General features: G+C 38.3%; 12 protein-coding genes. 5 read left to right on the top strand and 7 right to left on the bottom strand.

The features are described 5' to 3' along the window. Positions 1-212: 212 nt before the first annotated feature. From ACTH6U_RS10120 to hxpB, 3 genes are all read right to left on the bottom strand, one after another. Positions 213-1604, bottom strand: a complete 1392-nt coding sequence (locus ACTH6U_RS10120; RefSeq protein ID WP_294107495.1) for an L-cystine transporter — start codon at positions 1602-1604, stop codon at positions 213-215. Between the two features lie 180 nt (positions 1605-1784). After that, positions 1785-2360 carry a metal-dependent hydrolase gene (locus ACTH6U_RS10115; protein ID WP_434718794.1) on the bottom strand — a complete coding sequence of 192 codons (576 nt, stop codon included), beginning with the start codon at positions 2358-2360 and terminating at the stop codon, positions 1785-1787. A 193-nt stretch (positions 2361-2553) separates the two neighbouring features. Beyond that, the gene (gene hxpB / locus ACTH6U_RS10110; protein WP_294107491.1) at positions 2554-3219 is read right to left on the bottom strand and encodes a hexitol phosphatase HxpB; all 666 of its coding nucleotides are present in this window, start codon (positions 3217-3219) and stop codon (positions 2554-2556) included. A gap of 347 nt (positions 3220-3566) precedes the next feature. On the opposite strand from hxpB, the gene ACTH6U_RS10105 reads away from it, so the two are divergent. Beyond that, on the top strand, positions 3567-4106 hold the full coding sequence (locus tag ACTH6U_RS10105; RefSeq protein WP_294107490.1) for a YniB family protein: 540 nt from the start codon (positions 3567-3569) through the stop codon (positions 4104-4106). Positions 4107-4202: 96 nt separating this feature from the next. On the opposite strand, the gene ACTH6U_RS10100 is transcribed toward ACTH6U_RS10105, so the two are convergent. Further along, positions 4203-5072 (bottom strand): fructosamine kinase family protein, encoded by an 870-nt coding sequence (locus ACTH6U_RS10100; protein WP_441829401.1) that lies wholly within the window; start codon positions 5070-5072, stop codon positions 4203-4205. A 278-nt stretch (positions 5073-5350) separates the two neighbouring features. Between ACTH6U_RS10100 and ACTH6U_RS10095 the strand changes: the two genes are divergently transcribed. Genes ACTH6U_RS10095 through ACTH6U_RS10080 form a run of 4 tightly spaced genes read left to right on the top strand, consistent with a single transcriptional unit; the run spans position 5351 to position 15576 of the window. Next, entirely contained in the window at positions 5351-7189 is a 1839-nt protein-coding gene (locus ACTH6U_RS10095) for an AAA family ATPase (RefSeq protein WP_294107484.1), read from the top strand. Between the two features lie 4 nt (positions 7190-7193). Further along, positions 7194-7823, top strand: coding sequence for a 4Fe-4S single cluster domain-containing protein (locus ACTH6U_RS10090; protein ID WP_441832126.1), 630 nt, complete (start codon positions 7194-7196; stop codon positions 7821-7823). 17 nt (positions 7824-7840) lie between these two features. After that, positions 7841-14209: an AAA domain-containing protein gene (locus tag ACTH6U_RS10085; RefSeq protein WP_441832125.1), complete on the top strand. Its 6369-nt coding sequence runs from the start codon at positions 7841-7843 to the stop codon at positions 14207-14209. 11 nt (positions 14210-14220) lie between these two features. Then, entirely contained in the window at positions 14221-15576 is a 1356-nt protein-coding gene (locus ACTH6U_RS10080; RefSeq protein WP_441832124.1) for a hypothetical protein, read from the top strand. A gap of 95 nt (positions 15577-15671) precedes the next feature. Here the strand turns inward: ACTH6U_RS10080 and ACTH6U_RS10075 are convergent, their stop codons facing one another. Genes ACTH6U_RS10075 through ACTH6U_RS10065 form a run of 3 tightly spaced genes read right to left on the bottom strand, consistent with a single transcriptional unit; the run spans position 15672 to position 18311 of the window. Next, positions 15672-16541, bottom strand: a complete 870-nt coding sequence (locus tag ACTH6U_RS10075) for a metal ABC transporter permease (RefSeq protein ID WP_441832123.1) — start codon at positions 16539-16541, stop codon at positions 15672-15674. Then, positions 16534-17424, bottom strand: a complete 891-nt coding sequence (locus ACTH6U_RS10070; RefSeq protein WP_336430825.1) for a metal ABC transporter permease — start codon at positions 17422-17424, stop codon at positions 16534-16536. The genes ACTH6U_RS10075 and ACTH6U_RS10070 overlap by 8 nt, the downstream gene beginning before the upstream one ends. Then, positions 17421-18311, bottom strand: coding sequence for a manganese/iron ABC transporter ATP-binding protein (locus ACTH6U_RS10065; RefSeq protein WP_336430824.1), 891 nt, complete (start codon positions 18309-18311; stop codon positions 17421-17423). The genes ACTH6U_RS10070 and ACTH6U_RS10065 overlap by 4 nt, the downstream gene beginning before the upstream one ends.

The raw sequence follows: 18311 nt of genomic DNA, 5'->3' as shown, positions 1-18311 counted from the left end.
ATTGTTGATGAAAATAGAAAGATAATAAAATAATCAAAAGTATATGTGAGGTATTTTAAATAAGCTTTAGTTTCATTTTTAAGCTTTACTTGTATCAATTTAATCAAAGGCTGCGCATTGTGTGGCCTTTTTTGTATATAGTCACTAAGAATCAATAAATTAAAGCAAAAAAAACCTGCCTAAGAAGGCAGGTCTATTAACTGAACTAATAATTAAACATGCTTTAATTCAGTATCATTTTCTTGATTGAAAACTGATTTATCAGTTTCGCCCATTAATTGACTTGTTACGGTACCTGCTGTCATAGAACCACTGACGTTAAGTGCAGTACGGCCCATATCGATTAGTGGCTCAACGGAAATCAATAGAGCAACAAGTGTGACGGGCAGTCCCATCGCAGGTAGCACGATTAGCGCTGCAAATGTTGCACCACCACCCACACCTGCGACACCTGCTGAGCTGATAGTCACCAGACCCACTAACGTTGCTATCCACAGAGGGTCAAATGGATTGATTCCCATCGTCGGTGCAACCATGACTGCAAGCATTGCAGGGTAGATACCCGCACAACCATTTTGACCAATAGTTGCACCAAAAGAGGCAGAGAAGCTCGCAATCGACTCAGGAATACCAAAACGACGTGTTTGTGTCTCGATATTTAGCGGGATACTTGCGGCACTTGAACGACTAGTAAACGCGAAAGTTAGTACAGGCCCTGCTTTTTTGAAAAAGGTAATAGGGTTCAAACCTGTTGATGCGACTAATATGCCGTGAATAACAAACATAATGGCAATAGCGACATAAGATGCAATGACGAATGTCCCTAGGTTAATGATGTCTGCAAGATTAGAGCTCGCAACGACTTTTATCATTAACGCCATAACACCATAAGGGGTTAAACGCATAACTAAACGCACTAATTTCATTGCCCACGCTTGTAGCACATCAATAGCCGCTAATGCTTTCTCACCGCGTTCTTTATCATCTTTAAATAGTTGCAGTGCAGCTACACCGAGGAATGCAGCAAAGATAACAACACTGATGATAGAAGTTGGACTTGCGCCAGTTAAATCAGCAAACGGGTTTTTAGGGATAAATGATAAAATCAGTTGTGGAACCGTTAAATCTGAAACCTTACCAATATAGTTAGTTTGGATAGCACTTAGACGTGCTGTTTCTGATTGGCCTTGAACTAAGCCTTCAGCTGTCAGCCCAAACATATTGGCAATTAATATACCAACCAATGCAGCGATTGCCGTAGTGAATAACAACGTGCCGATTGTTAGAAAGCTAATTTTACCTAGTGATGAGGCCTTATGTAGCCTTGCTACCGCACTCAAAATAGAGGCAAAAACTAATGGCATAATGACCATTTGTAATAGTTGAACGTAACCATTACCTACGATATTGAACCAAAGAATGGAGTCTTTTACTGTTTGGTGGCCGCTGCCGTACACTAAATGTAGTACGACACCATAAGCAACACCGAAAACGAGACCAACCAATACTTTTTTAGACAGGCTCCAGCCTTTTGAACCAAGTTTTGCTAGCAGTATTAGTAATGCCACAAAAACGAGTAAATTTATAATTAGAGGAATATTCATTCCGGACTCCAAATCGCTGATTTTAAATTACGTTGCTTGTTATTTAATCCTTCATGGTTATAAGGATTATATTTCTTCTAACAATTGGTTATATGTTATCAGGTGATAAAACACATTTCTTATAATGAAAAGTAATAAGATAGTTTTATTCATGCTTACAGTATATTACAAAAGCGGCGTTTATGTAGACAAGTGTATATCCATTTGATTATGAATATATTTTATTGCGCTCTCAATTTGAAAGTAAAAATCCAACTGGTAGCCTGCCGGTAACAAACATGCACAAACAGTCAAAAAAACAGAAATAAAACGCTCACCTCGTTTGCTATTTTTACTGCGTAATAATGGTAGGCAAAAACGTTGAGGTAAAGGCCATAGAAGAGGAACCCCTGATGGAGTGAGCATATCGGCGACAAGATGACTCAGATAACCTAATAAAAAAGCTTGAATTAAATCACTGGGAATACCCCAATCAACAGGTAACCATTGATAGCAGGAAATCATTAATATAAGCCATGCTATTAAGCTATGAGTAAAGCCACGATGGCCACAGAGTTTTGATATCGGAAGGGAGACTATACGTAACAGACGCCCAGGGATAGATGAAGGGTGGTCAATATCGGGCAGTAATGCACCTAATAACGTTCCTGGGATCATGTGCAGCCAATCACCTTGAGCAAGCTCAGGCGTTAATTGTAATTTATGAGCCATTATTAACGAGGCGACGGAAAAAAGCAGATGCCCTTCAGCAGTCATGGTGGATAAAATACCATCTGTTTATCTATACAGTTAAATGGCAGTATAAAACGTTTAAAAAGAATATGATAGAGGGAGTAAGTTAAAAAAACTCTTATTTATTAGCAGATAACAAAAGAATTTTATTCTCTGATGCGAATTCCCCTATCGAAAGTGGATAGGGGAGCGCACTTATTAATTTATGAGGCAATGATTAGCGTAAATATTCAGCAGTTAAGTCATTGAGTGATGCCAGTTTCACATCAGCTAATCCGAAACGAGGATCGTTGAAATGTTGACGATCCGGTATCACAATAGAGCGCATTCTTGCCGCTTTTGCCGCTATCATACCGTTGAATGAATCTTCTAAAGAGACGCAATGGATTGGTTTTGTCGACAGTTGTGCCGCTGCTTTAAGATAAACTTCAGGATGCGGTTTACTCATGGGTAAATCAGCCGCAGAAACTACCGCTGAAAAATAATGGCGAATATTAAGCAGCTCTAGAACTCTTTCTAACATATACATCGGCGAGGCAGAGGCTAGCGCAATTTTTAAATCTAAAGAGCGACATAATTCCATTGCATGTTCGACACCAGGAAGAACAGGACGAGTTTCTTCAACTAGACCAATAACGCGGTCAATAATTCGTTGTTTCGCTTCTTCTTGGCTACAACCTTGCCAAGGTGAAGCTTGATACCAAAGTTCAACAACGTGATCAATACGTAACCCAAGTGTGTCTGGAAGTGAATCAGCGATAGAAAGATCAAGCCCCAACTGTGAGAAAACCTCATGTTCTGCTTGTGCCCAAAAAGGCTCTGAGTCTATTAGCAAGCCATCCATATCAAAAATAACGGATTGGATAGGTAATTTATGGTACATGTCAAAACTCCATTCATGTATGAGTGTATTCTTGCCAGATTTCAAGTGATTGAATCTAAATAAAACATCACAATAGACAGTGTTCTCATTGTGATTGGCAACTTGAAAGTGTTAGCGCCTACTTTGAGTGATGCATTGTAGCAAGTCAGCACCCGATTAGACATATACAGCTAGCGCTAATATTGAACCCATTAGTGCATAGGGTAGTGCATAGGGCACTTGAATAATCTGAAAGTGATAACAAAACTATCATTTCTAAATGGAAATTTGTAGAGGATGGGCAATTTCAGCTATTATTAATAGGAAAATTGGGTGACAAAAATAAATATTGTTAAGGAATAGTTGCAATGAATTTCCGCAATGCTAGTTATATCGCTATTGGTAAACGTATTTTGGGGTGGGTTGTATTTCTTGTGGCGTTAGTTTCTACGTTAGCTTCTTTAATTAAACTAGCAGCGATAAAAGGATTAGAAGGTGAAGGGATTAATGCGGTCGCGAATGATTTTATAAAATTGATGGCCGAAATGACTCGCCAAAGTACCGCATTCCTTAATATTTTTTGGAATAACTCACCAATACCTCATGCCGCAGATGGTTTATCGGCTAACAATATTAGTTTTACGGTAATTTTTGTTTTTATATTTGTTGGGCTTGCTTTAAGTGCTTCAGGATTGCGGATGTACAGACAAATTAAGTTTATTCGTGAAAGTCTTGAAGATCACGTAATTTTGGAAAAAGCCAAAGGTATAGAGATTTCAAAAGAAGAATTAGAAGCTAAAGTGACTATCCCTCGACACACTATTTTTACACAATTCTTTATTTTATATTTTTGGCCAGTTGTGCTAGGAATTGGTATTTTCTTTATGTTGAATTTTTTAAATTGGTAGGTTCTGTTAACCGTAGAAATTATAGTTATTGAGTCTAATAAGTTATCCGAATCACTTAAAAAGTTAAGTGATTCGGCATTACGCTAGCGCAGTATTTTATTGTGTTTCAATCAATTTATCGATGATCGCTCTTGCTTGCAGGTAACTTTGTTCATTACCAAAAATATTGGCTTGATTGAGTAAATAATAAAGTTGATAAATCGGTTGTCGTTCCAAAAAACCATTAGGTAGCGGCCATACGCTTTGATAGCCATCAATAATTTGAATTGGTAGCTCATGATATAAAGGCAGCATAGCAATATCACATTCTCTGTCTCCCCAATAACAGGCAGGATCATAGAGAACACCGTCAATATGATTTGTTACTGCGCAATTAGCTGGCCATAAATCGCCATGTAATAAAGACGGCTGAGGTTGATGTCCCGAAAGACGGTTTTTAACAATATCAACAATCAATTGAATATCACCAAATACCATCCCTTTTTCAGAGGCAAGCTGTAATTGTAATCCAATGCGTTTTTCTGCAAAAAATGAATTCCATCGTTTTTCCCAGCCATTTGGTTGGGTGATGGTACTTAGCATAGTGTCAAAATCAAAACCATAACTCGGTTGTTCTTCCCATTGATGCAAGCGAGCAAGTTGTTGACCAAAGTGCCAAGCGTTTGTGGCGTCAAAGGGTTTTAATGGGAAATATTCAAGAAGGAGGAAGCTATGATGTTTATTGCTACCAACACCATACACTTTAGGGATAGTGACGGTCTGGCTTTTTGCTAATATTTCTAACTGTTCAGCCTCTTGTTTAAACAGCGGCAAAAACTCGCGTCGATTTTGCTTAATGAATACGGTGTGCTCACCGTAGTCAATGCGTAATGTATGGTGAATGTCACCCCCTGATAGCATGACTTTATTACGCAGCTCCGCTTCACCTAAGTGTTCACTTAATAAACGACACATTGCTTGCCACATGATCCACCTCGCTTTGCTTTGGTCTTCATTAATACAATACTATAGCGACAGTTTAGGAATTAATAGTGATAATTGTATAAAAAGAAGAGCCTATCACGAAATAATTGGCAGGATATTTTGTCTGTATATAATTCTAAGACACAGTAAATGAAGTACATCACAATTTATCTAAATTGAGAATGTTCAGATAATCTGGATACAAAACAATATCAGCGAGCTTTTGATTCACAATCTAAGGTAAACTGACAAACAAAATCAAGATTGAGATAAGGGATGATATGGGCGCTGATTTTGAAAAACCACGCTGGTTAAGAGATTTAATTCGATTTATTCCATTGAAAAGCCAGTTTGTTTTATTTGGTAATGTTCGAGATTTACAAGCCAGTGAAATAGCACCAAATATTGTGACGCCTTTACCGTTTAATCAATCGCTATTTAATAGCTTATTTGAAATTGGTTATACGCATATCATTACCTATACGCCATTGTTGGGTTTTCAATGGGTACCAAACCTAGCGCATAATGCGCAAGAGGGCGCTTTGCTGATGCAAAATCTGGGCCTTAATACCACAGATGATAAAGCGGCAGGTGGCATTGATATGCTCAATCACATATTAGATAAGTTTGTAAACTATAAAGAGCAACCTATTGCACTTTGTATTGATTTTGCCTCATGTTTAATTTCTCATCGAGATAACTTAACACCAGCAGAACACGGCTTGTTTACGCGCGCATTAGTGGCTTCACACCAAGTGAAAGCTCGTCCTGCTGGAGAGAATAACTTACCGTTTTATAATTCATTATTTTGGATTGTTGAAAAAGAAACGGATTTACCTGATTGGTTCTTGGTGAATAACCCCCGTATCCGTGCAATTCCTGTAGCAAAACCGGATAGTCAAATACGGCGTATACTTGCGCCTACATTGTTAGGATCATTATCTGGTTTTACTCAAATTAGCGAGCCAGAAAAAGAAAGTCTTTTAAATGACTTTATCGATGAGACAGAAGGATTGTTATTACTTGATTTAACAGCAATTATTCAATTGGCACGAATTGAAAACGTAGATGTTATTCGAATCGGTGATGCCGTCCGTCGTTATAAAGTCGGGATCACCGAAGACCCTTGGAAGAAAATTGATAAACAAAAAATCCATCATGCGCCAGACGTTATTCAACGTCGAGTTAAAGGCCAGCAACATGCGGTCACCCATTTATTAGATATTATTAAACGCGCAATGACTGGTGTGGGAAGTAATAAAGGTGGGCGTCCCCGAGGCGTGGTATTTTTAGCAGGACCTACAGGGGTTGGTAAAACAGAGCTCGCAAAAACGGTTACGCAATTACTTTTTGGTGATGAAAATGCGTATATCCGCTTCGATATGTCTGAATTCAGTGCCGAACATGCTGACCAACGGCTAATTGGCGCTCCTCCAGGTTATGTTGGCTATGATTCTGGCGGTGAATTGACTAATGCAATTCGAGAAAAGCCATTTAGTGTTGTTCTATTTGATGAAATTGAAAAAGCACATCCTCATTTAATGGATAAGTTTCTTCAAATTATTGACGATGGTGTTTTAACATCGGGGCGAGGCGACCGTGTTTATTTCTCTGAATCTTTAATTATTTTTACTTCAAATTTAGGTATCTATCGACTTGATAGTAATGGGGAACGAGTTGCCAACGTACAGCCTCATGAACCTTTTGAAACCGTGACTAGAAATGTTAAAAGTGAGATAGAACGTCATTTTAAATTAGTGTTGAATCGCCCTGAATTACTTAATCGTATTGGTGAGAATATTATTGTTTTTGATTTTATTCGTCCTGATGTTGCTGAACAAATTTTCGAGCAAATGGTGAGTAGTATTCTTTTAGGTATAGAGAAGCAAGGATTGGTTATATCGATATCAAATAACGCTAAACAAATACTCAATAATTGCTGTTTAACTGACTTGTCCAATGGTGGGCGCGGTATTCGCAACCAACTCGAAACTCATTTAATTAATCCATTGTCCCGTGCAATTTTTGATAACGATTTACAAGTCGGTACTGCTTATCAAATCACTGATATTGTTCTTGGCGGAACAACTCAAATTTCGTTATCTCCTGTGGTGAATTAATGTAATGGAAATTAGTTTGTCTCGCATGCATTTTCCAGTCACAACATTAGGGCCAGGTAACCGTATTGGTATTTGGATGCAAGGTTGCTCTCTACGCTGCAAAGGGTGTTTATCGCCGGATACTTGGTCTGTAAAAAATAATGGCATCACGGTTGAGGTACTGGTTGAACAAATGAAAGATTGGTTGCCTTTTGCCGATGGTATCACTATTTCTGGAGGAGAACCCTTTGAGCAACCTGAGGCCTTGCATTCTTTGTTAGTTGCAATACGCAAAATTTCTCAAGGAGATATTTTAGTTTATAGCGGTTATGAGTGGCATAAAATCGAGTCGCAAGTTTCTGATATGAAAGGATTAATAGATGCGCTGATCAGCGAGCCTTTTCAAGTTAAAGCGACACAAACTAAAATACTCAGAGGTAGTGATAACCAACAATTACATATGTTAACAGCGCTAGGTCGAAAACGTTTTGAGCAGTACGAAAGAACGATGACTACAAAAGATAAAGTTTTGGATTTATCAGTTGATGAAACGGGACGGATTTTTCTAACCGGTATTCCTCAGCGTGATGATATGCAGCGTTTACGATTATTACTTGAGCAGCAAGAACAACCATTAAAACAACTAAAAAAATAACGATATTGGAACAACGGATGACCATGATACGCTTTTGCCCCCATTGCCATACAGAACGCCCTTTAACTGAAATTTTTTGCGCAGGGATGATTAATCTTGAACAAAATAACAGTAAAACCTGTGGCTGGGATTTAACGCTTGAGCCTATTCATGAGTCCGGTTGGCGACCATTAACGGGTGAAAGTGTTGGTCTTATTGACATACCAGTTGTTGAAACGGAATCAATAAATACAGATAATCCGTCGTTATCATCGCTTGTTTGTACCAATGGTCATCCTATGAACGACGGTGATTTCATCTGTTTTACTTGTGGCGCTGACGCTGCACCATCCCATGTACATGAAAACACAGACGCGCTTGCTCCTGAATCGCCAAAACAAATTATTGGTGATTGGCAATTAGAGCAGCGTATTAATGGGATTGATAGTACAAGAGAACGCTATCTGGTTAACCATATAACGACAGGGCAATGTGGCATTCTCACGCTTTATCAAAAAGGTGAAGAACCCGATCCTGCTGTTTATCAAGTACTAAAATTAATTCCTACCGACCATGTTCCTGAATTTTATCAAATTGGTCGCTGGCAACAACGGGCTTGGCATGTCACTGAGCGCCTTAGCGGTGGTTCATTGAGCCAATTTATCGAACAAGGTGACTTTTGGCAGCCCACTGAGATCCCAAAATTAATTGAAGAAATGGGCCAAGCGATTGCTGCTTTTACTGAACACGGATTGCGGCATCGCGACTTGCATCCATCAAATTTATTGATCCGCAGTCGTGATCCTCTTGATATTGTTGTGATTGAATATAGTTCTGCATGCTTATCTGAATTTGATCTTGATATTGTATCTCCTTTAGATATTTCCCGTTATAGCGCGCCTGAAACATTGGCTGGGGGAGTGAGTGCAGCGTCAGACTGGTGGAGTTTGGGGATTATTTTACTTGAGCAATTGACTCAAGGTGAGTGCTTTGCTCATATTCAAGATAATGCCTTTTTGATTCAAGTTATGACCAATGGTATTGATTTACCTGATGATATTGATAGCAATACACAATTGTTACTTCGTGGGTTATTGTGCCGCGATCGCTTTTTGCGTTGGCAGTGGCCACAAGTTTCTGCTTGGTTGCAAGGTCATCCTGTCCAGGCTCCTGAATCTTCAATCGAGAATTTTCAACCACAAAATCATCAAATCCAATTTGCTAGTTTTCAGTTCAGTCAACTCGATGCATTTGCGATGGTGGCGGGTGAGAAAAAGCATTGGGATGAGGCTGTTCAATTATTGATGCGTGGTGAAATTAGCTCATGGGTCGCTAAATTTACTAATGCAAATCAGGTGATTAAGCAATTACAGAACTTGGTTGATATGCAAGTTCATCAAGATATGGACGACAGTATTAGACTTACTTTGGCGTTGAAGATACTCAATCCTAATATGCCATTTGTCTATCGTGGCGAGATTATTACACCATCATGGTTACTTGATAATCCTTCATTAGCTTATCAACTTATTTGTGAACCATTAAGTCAATATATACAAGCGATTGATGCTCAGCATTGGTTGGTTCAGCTGTATTATCGCCAAAATCAAGTTCGTCAGCGGGCACAACAACAAAATATATTATTGAGTGAACAAAGCTTACGGCTTTATTTACTGATTACATCTATAAGCCAATTAGCAGCCCGTTGGGATATTATTCACCAGCAATTTCCTGATTCACATAATGAAAGTTTACAAGCGCTATTTGATCGTCAAAATAAACAAGATGTCGATTATATTTTGTTATTAAGTGCAGATATTGGTCAATTAATATCCCTCGAAACTATCATTAATGAAGCATCAGTATTAGCGAAACAACATGATGTTGATAATTTTAATGATGATAGTGCGAGACAGCAGCTTTTATTACCTCGCAATGAGTTATATTCATTATTGAGTGAATGTTTGAGTGATTTTAAAAGAATTGGAATTGCAGAATTAGATAGCTGGTCTGAACGATATCTATTAACTCGTCGCTTACCATTGAATAAAATATTAGTGATGTTGGCTGTGCCTATAAATCAATGGCAAGTTCCGGAATCACAAAAATATATCTTAGAAGTATTACATTTTTTCTCGCAAAAACTCATTTCTGTCACCCAACGCGGTAGTTTAGTTCGTATGCGTTTAACGCAAAATACAGGCAGAGTTGATCTAACCGAATGTGATAATTCTTTGCATAGCTCATCAGCACATAGTGCTAGTGTGTTACTCGAACATATTATTAACCGAAAAAAAAGCGGCGTATCTATTGATAGTGACTTATTATTACAACGAAGTGGTGTCAATAATCGCTTACGTATTCTACAGTCTAATACGCAGTTATATCAAAGAGATACTGGTATTAATGGCATGTATCTTGGCTTTCCATTCTTATTGATTAACACTCAGCCGAATCTTGTGAAACCACGTATTGCCCCGTTATTTTTGTGGCCAGTATCATTGTTGTCATCAATTGCTCAAAATCGTCCAATTCAATTAAGTTTCGATAATGAAAGAGCAGCAATTCGTTTAAATCCGGCGTTAGCTAATTTTGTAGGGATCCCTGCTGTCAATGAATGGCAAAAAGTATTAGATAAATTACTATCGAAATCAGGGTTAAGTATTGAAGATATTATGGATACGTTGTCATCTTTATTGCCTGTAAAACAATCAATTTTGACCCCGTTACCGATAATTGACGACGCAATCGCCGATAATAGTGCTGAAATTGTGTGTTCGGCTGTGTTGTTCCATACTTCATTTATTGGTCAAGCAATGAGCAGTGACTTACAGCAAATCGCCTCATTGCCGATTAACCAAACCGCTCTAGCCACGATGTTGAACTTGCCTTTACATTCTAGCGATAACGAAAAATCCAGCTCGACTGATGTCCATTTTGACGCATCTACAATCAATCAATTCACACTTTCATTACTCGATCCTTCACAGGAACAAATTGTAAATACCGCTCGTACCAATACTGGGCTATTGATTGAAGGGCCGCCAGGAACAGGAAAGAGCCAAACTATTGTGAGTTTAATTGCAGATGCAATTGGTTTACAAAAAACAGCATTAGTGATTTGCCAAAAACCTGCTGCATTAGAGGTAGTTTATAAGCGGTTGGTTGCGAGTGGTTTATCAGACAGAGTGCTGATGGTTAATCAGAACCAAAAAAGCAGAGAGATTATTTTAGCGGTTAGAGAACAAATTGAGCAGCTATGGGCCAAGGAAAATAATGAAAAAAATTGGCTAGAACAGCGTTTGTACCTAGTTTCTCGTATTCAACGTTTTGAAGAAAAACTAGACCATTATTATCAATCAATGTATCAGGTCGATAATACATATAAGTTGTCATATAAAGAGGCGCTCACAGGGCTAATTCAATTAGAGCAAAAATCACATTATTATTTTGATAACGAAAAAATTACCGAACATTTATGTTTATTAAATAAACACAGTCTTGAGGTATTAACCGAAGATTTAAGACAACATGGCCTACAATGGTGGCAACTTGACTATGAAAATAGTGCGTTAAGAAAGTTAGCACAATTTTCAGTCAATGATCTGCAATATGAATTAGTTAATCAATATATTGTGCCGTTTATCCAAATAGAAAAGGAACGTGAACAGGCTTATGCTTCTGCTTATAACAAAATAACGATTACACAGTTAACTAATCATGAGCAAGCGATTAAGCAATGTGAAGAACATTTGTTATCACAATCAGTGGAACAGTGGCAATGTTTATCGAAATGGTTAGTACTGTTTCTAAATCGGCGAGATGATGAGCGGGTGGAAAATAGTCTAATTGCTCAACTCGAACAATTAAATCAACGATTATTAGCCATTGATGACTTAGGTTGCGATCCTTTATTATTTCAATTATTGGCACCAGTAAATAATCAAGTTTTAGCACAATTATCATGGGCTATTACCGATAAACTCGAAGGTTCATTCTTCCGTTTCATCAATCCATTTTATTATCAGCGTCAAGGTCGATTAAATAACTTTATCGCCTCCAGTGGAATGTTTGGCGATAAAGAAAAACTCATTGTTTTACTTAAAAATATCAAAGTTGAACAACAGTGGCGCTTGTTATATCAAGAGCTTTTACCGTTTTATCAACAATTGTCCATTGAAACTAATACCCAAAATGGTGAATGGCGGCAAGCATTGCATGTTTTGATTGGACAATTAAAACAGGTTGAATCCTCAGCGGTGATATTAGCTCAATATCCCGAGCAGGAGCATATTATTAATGGGATAACCAATCAGCCACAGGCTGAATTTACTCAGCTTATATTTACTCAGCAATGCTTAGAAATTAAATCTGCTATTTTAAAAGCGACAATGCAGGCAAAAAGTTTACGGTTATTACATGTATTACAAAATGCATTCACAGAAGAGAGCTTTGAACAATTTAGTCAAGCGATCGATTTAGGACAGTCGCTGGCAAATGAGCTTGAGAAATTAAATAATGAGCTACCTAAACTAGCTAAATTTCAATTGTTTAGAGAACAAACTGCGCATTTTACTGATAGCCATTGGTATTTCTTGTCTTTAATGCATTCTAAGCTTGGTGATACGGCATCTTATGTTGAAAGCGATTGGGTTGACGAATTAATTCAATCCATTAAATATGAATTTTTTATCTACGTAAAAAGACAATTTGAAGTGCAAAGACCGGCTTTAGCAATGGATAATTTACAGTTTATGTCAGATGTGGCTCAACTAACAGACGCTCAAAAGCAATTACATGATTTTAATAAACAAGCGCTTCCCCTAAATATTGAAATTGAGAAATTAGCGTCGAGACGGGATTGGGAAGAGATTACGCGTTTGGCCGGACCTCGTGCTAGGCGTTTACGTGAATTTATTAGCGAAGGGAGCCAAATGGGATTAATGCAGTTACGCCCAATTTGGTTGATGACACCTGATGTTGCAAGCCAAGTCTTACCGCTTAAAGCGGCAATGTTTGATAGCGTAATTTATGATGAAGCTTCACAAATGCCAATTGAGTTTGCACTTTCGACTCTGTTTAGAGGAAAAAAAGCTATTGTAAGTGGCGATGAAAAACAGATGCCACCTTCTAAGTTTTTTACGGGTAAACAGATAGAAGAAGAGGACAATGATGAAGAGTTTGATGAGCAGCAAGATCAAGCTGATGCTCAATGGGACTATCGTCAAATCACAGATTGTCCAGACTTATTGCATTTAGCCCGAACTGTATTACCAGTACATACTTTGGATATTCATTATCGTTCTGCTTATCGAGAGCTAATTAATTTTTCAAATTTTGCTTTCTATGAAAATCGTCTCAATATTCCAGCGCAGCTTTCAACAACCGCAATTAATAAAATAAAACCACTACATTTAATTTCCGTGGGTGGTACTTATATCAATCAAAGTAATGAAGCGGAAGCTATTGCCGTTGTTGAGCATCTAGAAAAAATTTGGCAAATGCCGTTCGAAAAACGTCCTTCAATTGGTGTGGTAACGTTTAATCAAAAGCAAGCACAATTAATTAATCAACATATTCGAGCTAAAGCGCAACAAGATGAGTATTTCTTACAAGCTTATACACAAGAAAACCAGCGGCAGAAAAATGATGAGGATATGTCATTTTTTGTGAAAAATGTAGAGAATGTACAAGGTGATGAACGGGACGTTATTTTATTCTCGACCACTTTTGGACGAAATGCCCAAGGGACATTTAGACGAAATTTCGGTGTATTAGGGCAAACAGGAGGGGAACGTCGTTTAAATGTTGCGATTACGCGAGCCCGTCAACAAGTCATTATTATGTCATCAATGCCAATTGATGAAATTTCTGACTTATTGAATACCTTTAGAAAGCCTGATATCCCTCGCGATTATCTTCAAGGCTATTTAGCCTATGCGACAAATGCATGTAACCCATTAATGCAAAAAGAGAATGAACGTTTGCTTAATCGTATGTGCCATACTCAGACTGCGATTGAATCTAGTTATCATCAGCAAGATGCATTTATTGAATCTGTTAAAGCATTTATTCAGTTAAATGGCTGGAAAATTGCTCAATCAAAACAGACAGATTTATTTTATTTTGATTGCCTAATTGAGGATGAAAATAGCGGCAATTTTCTAATTGGTATTGAGTGCGATATGCCCTTTCATCCTTTATTGAAAAATGCGCGAGCAAGAGAATTATGGCGTAAAATGGTGCTAAAACAAGTGGTTCCAGTGTGTCATCGTGTCTCCATCAAGGAATGGTATTATGACCGCACTATGGCACAACAACATTTATTTGAGGCTGTGAATCAAGCTTTATTACTTTCATCCACCACAAAGACGTCAATGACGAGCATTTGTAACCAAAACAGTTAGGTAGCTTAGAGATGAGTTCATCCGTTCACCGCATTACCGTTAGAGAAATGAATGAAATCAAATGTCGTCGCCAGCTTGCGGTGATGAATCGTTTGTTCAAACAATGGCAAAAATTGAGTCAACAGGGAAACTATAACGAAAAGCGAATTTCACAACTCAATACGATATATACAAAAATTGAGAGGGATGCCCTAGAAATTGCAAAACAGACGTCTCGTCATTTAGTACAACTCAATAAAGATGTAAAAGAATTTACTGTGGTTTTGATGGAGGAAATGCGTGATGTCAGGGAAAAAAGGCTTGATCAACAAGCGTTAAACGCAAGGACTGAGATATATCGACAACGTAATTATATTGAGCTCATTGCACTTCTTCGCCAGCAGTTACCAACAGAAACGGATTTGATTTCAGCGCTAGAACAAGCGAGTAGTTTAAGTGTCGAGCAGATGAATCTGTTAGTTTTCCGCGCACTTTCTGTATTAGAAATTAATTCGACACAACCAACTGATGTTGAAAAGCAGTTATTGAGCGAATTAAAAGCGCAATCGGAAGAGGTTAAGCAATTCTGGCATAGTGGTACCCCCAAAAGTCCATTTTCTTTACAGTGCGAACAAATTGCACTGATGATTGAAAAACTAAAACAAATCGGTACGACTCAGGAAGTTCAAAGTAGTGAGCAACAGCTTAATTTGATTCAGGCAATGGAACAAAGCTCAAAACGTCATTTGCGTGCAGATTCACTCCTATTAACAATGGCTTCTCAGCTGAGAGAGAGTCAGCAAAAAATAGAATTAGTTGATAGAATTGAACAATTAATTGATGAATTAGCTATTTTTGAAAATGCAGACCGTACCGTGATTGAGGATGCATTAAAACTGATGAATAGTGGTACCTTGATTCAATATACACAAATGATTGAAAAACTTGAGGTAATTATTGAGCAAGCGGAACAGAAAATCATTGCTCAAGCGCAGAGAAAAACGGTATTAGATGGTCTGAGTCAATTAGGTTATCAAGTTAACGATAATGCAGTTAAGTCATGGCTAGATGATGGAAAAGTGGTTGTGACACATCCTTCAACTCCAGGTTATGGATTGGAATTAGGGGGAACTCAAACGCGTTTTCAAACACGTACAGTGGCTTTTTCAGCTGATAGAGATATTAACCGAGACAAAGATGTAGATGCAATATGGTGTAGCCAACATCAACAGTTGCAAGAAATTATTAGTACATCAGACGGGGAATTAGTTGTTGAACGTGCGCTAGCTGCCGGCAGTGGCGAAATGAAAGTGTATGAAAATCAGAATGAACAAAATCAAAGTCACAATAAGGTGCTATATAACCGCCCTCGTACGATGAGTAAATAAATTCACTACTAGTACGATAATGACAAATAAAAAGGCCGAATAGGGTAAATATCCTGACTCGGCCTTTTTTATTTAGTTCTATTTTTTATAACATCTTAAGCAGCGTGCAATTTATTATTAGTCGAAATTTTTGATTTTTTTCGGGCTAAAATTAACTTGCTATATATTAATGCAACAATAAAGTAGACCGCTTGAGTCACGACGATAGTCGGCCCTGTGGTTGCATTAATATGGAAACTTAAAATAGTCCCAATTACACTCGATGTGACAGAGGCAATTACCGCAATAATCAGCATCCAGCCAAAGCTACGACATAGAACGAAAGCAATGATGCCGGGGGATATTAGCATTGCAATGACTAATATGATCCCAACTGCTTGCAACGAAGCCACAATGGTTAAGGCTAGTAGTGAAAGTAATCCATAATGAATTAATTTGACAGGAAGGCCGATGACACGAGCCTGATTAGGGTCAAAACAGTACAGCATGAAATCTTTTCGTTTTAATAAAATGATAGCTACTGTGATGCCAGCAAATAATAAAATTTGCTTAAATTCATCATCGGTAATACCTAAAATATCACCAAACAAAATATGAGTAAGATGCTGTGCGGTATCGATTTTTGCGAACATAACCAGACCAATAGCAAACATACCCGAAAAGACAATACCCATCACGGTATCTTCTTTTATTCGGCTATTTTCTTTTAGGTATCCGGTTGCGACAGCGCAAAAAAGTCCTGACGCAAATGCACCAATGGCGAGAGGTATCCCAATTAAAGAGGCAAGAATAATTCCGGGAAGTACTGCATGAGAAATCGCATCTCCCATTAGAGACCAACCTTTTAAAACTAAAAAACAAGACAATATGGCGCAGACAGTGCCTGTCACAATGGCGGTAATCAAGGCTTTTTGCATAAATGGAAATGCAAATGGTGCCATCAACAAGTCAATAAAATCACTCATTTGAGGCTCCTTGTTGTTTTTCTTGGTGCAAGATTGCGACTTCTTTTCGTGCCTTACGGCGAGAAGCAAATAAACCATGTTTAGGGGCGAAGAAGAACGCAAGTAAGAAAATAACAGTTTGCAATGTGACAATTAAGCCACCCGTCGCGCCATTTAAGAAGTAACTTGCATAAGCACCAACAGCACTGGTTACTGTGCCAATAGTGACCGAAATAATCAGTAAACGTTTAAACTGATCAGTTAGCAAATAAGCGGTTGCACCCGGGGTTACTACCATAGCAATGACTAATATTGCTCCGACAGTTTGTAATGCAGCAACGGTACAGGCACTTAATAAGGTAAAGAAAATTATTTTTAAGCGTAACGGATTTAATCCAATCGAGCGGGCATGGCTTTCATCGAAAAAGACAGCTAATAAATCTTTCCATAAGCACATTAATACCACGAACGACACAGCGATAATGATCTCGACTTGTAGAACGTCGGCGTCTGCAATACCGAGAATATTACCAAAAATAATACTTTGTACATTTACTGAAGTTGGGTTTAGCGAAACAATTAACAGTCCGGCGGCAAAGAAAGTCGAAAAAATAAAACCAATGACTGCATCTTCACGCAAACGAGTTAAATGTTTAACTAATGTCATAGCAAGTGCAGCCAGAATACCGGTAAAAAATGCCCCTGCGGCATAAGGTAAGCCTAATGCATAGGCGCCTGCAACACCCGGAACAACCGAGTGGGAGAGTGCATCTCCCATTAATGACCAGCCTTTGAGCATCAGATAAGCCGAAAGAAAAGCACACACTGCGCCAACAATGGCACTGACCCAGATAGCTTTCGCCATAAAGTTGTACTCAAAAGGCTGTAGTAACAACTCAATCATTCTGATTCCTTAGGCTGGTTTTTCCTAACCGGTGCATCATGGTCGTGACCATAGAAAACAGCTGCTCGTTCATCATCGGTAATAACGGTAATTGAGCGTGGATCATCATCGTCATGTAGTTCTTGACCTGACAGGTTAATGTGTCTCAGAACACCACCAAAGGCTTGTTGTAAATTTCTTTGTGTAAATGTGGTCTCTGTTGGACCGCTTGCCAATACGGTACGATTAATCAAAATAACTTGGTCACAAAATTCTGGCACGCTACCTAAATTGTGAGTAGAGACTAAGATTAAATGCCCTTCATCACGCAAACTACGCAGTAAGTCAATGATTGCATTTTCCGTTTTGACATCAACACCAGTAAAAGGCTCATCTAGTAGCAAAACTTTACCTTGCTGAGCAAGGGCTCGAGCTAAAAATACCCGTTTTTTTTGGCCACCGGAAAGCTCACCAATTTGTCTGTCTTCAAGCCCAGAAAGGTCAACTCGCTCTAATGCTACTTTGACGGCTTCTTTATCTTCTTTTTTAGGGATACGGAAAAAACCCATTTTTCCATAGCGTCCCATCATCACCACATCAGAAACCAATACTGGGAAGTTCCAATCAACTTCTTCTGTTTGCGGAACATAGGCAATTATGTTTTCTTTCAAAGCGGCTTTTATTGGTTGATCGTTTAGGGTGACACTACCGGATGATGGGGTCACTAAACCCATCACCGTTTTAAATAGTGTTGATTTACCACTACCATTTACGCCAACAAGTGCGCAAATTGATCCACCAGAGATATTAAAACTTGCATCATAAATGGCGGTGTGACCATTGTTATAAGTCACCGTCGCATTATCAACGACTAGATTTGGATTTTGGTATTGATTTGAGTTACTCAT

Origin of the sequence: Providencia sp. (assembly GCF_052096715.1) — a bacterium.
Classification (GTDB): domain Bacteria; phylum Pseudomonadota; class Gammaproteobacteria; order Enterobacterales; family Enterobacteriaceae; genus Providencia.
The sequence above is the reverse complement of the archived record's forward strand: the minus strand, read 5'-3'. Positions and strand labels throughout refer to the sequence as shown.

What these genes read in the sequence shown, in the direction of transcription:
- ACTH6U_RS10120 (WP_294107495.1), bottom strand. Translation starts at nt 1,604, where the DNA reads ATGAATATTCCTCTAATTATAAATTTACTCGTTTTTGTGGCATTACTA.
- ACTH6U_RS10115 (WP_434718794.1), bottom strand. Translation starts at nt 2,360, where the DNA reads ATGACTGCTGAAGGGCATCTGCTTTTTTCCGTCGCCTCGTTAATAATG.
- hxpB (WP_294107491.1), bottom strand. Translation starts at nt 3,219, where the DNA reads ATGTACCATAAATTACCTATCCAATCCGTTATTTTTGATATGGATGGC.
- ACTH6U_RS10105 (WP_294107490.1), top strand. Translation starts at nt 3,567, where the DNA reads ATGAATTTCCGCAATGCTAGTTATATCGCTATTGGTAAACGTATTTTG.
- ACTH6U_RS10100 (WP_441829401.1), bottom strand. Translation starts at nt 5,072, where the DNA reads ATGTGGCAAGCAATGTGTCGTTTATTAAGTGAACACTTAGGTGAAGCG.
- ACTH6U_RS10095 (WP_294107484.1), top strand. Translation starts at nt 5,351, where the DNA reads ATGGGCGCTGATTTTGAAAAACCACGCTGGTTAAGAGATTTAATTCGA.
- ACTH6U_RS10090 (WP_441832126.1), top strand. Translation starts at nt 7,194, where the DNA reads ATGGAAATTAGTTTGTCTCGCATGCATTTTCCAGTCACAACATTAGGG.
- ACTH6U_RS10085 (WP_441832125.1), top strand. Translation starts at nt 7,841, where the DNA reads ATGACCATGATACGCTTTTGCCCCCATTGCCATACAGAACGCCCTTTA.
- ACTH6U_RS10080 (WP_441832124.1), top strand. Translation starts at nt 14,221, where the DNA reads ATGAGTTCATCCGTTCACCGCATTACCGTTAGAGAAATGAATGAAATC.
- ACTH6U_RS10075 (WP_441832123.1), bottom strand. Translation starts at nt 16,541, where the DNA reads ATGAGTGATTTTATTGACTTGTTGATGGCACCATTTGCATTTCCATTT.
- ACTH6U_RS10070 (WP_336430825.1), bottom strand. Translation starts at nt 17,424, where the DNA reads ATGATTGAGTTGTTACTACAGCCTTTTGAGTACAACTTTATGGCGAAA.
- ACTH6U_RS10065 (WP_336430824.1), bottom strand. Translation starts at nt 18,311, where the DNA reads ATGAGTAACTCAAATCAATACCAAAATCCAAATCTAGTCGTTGATAAT.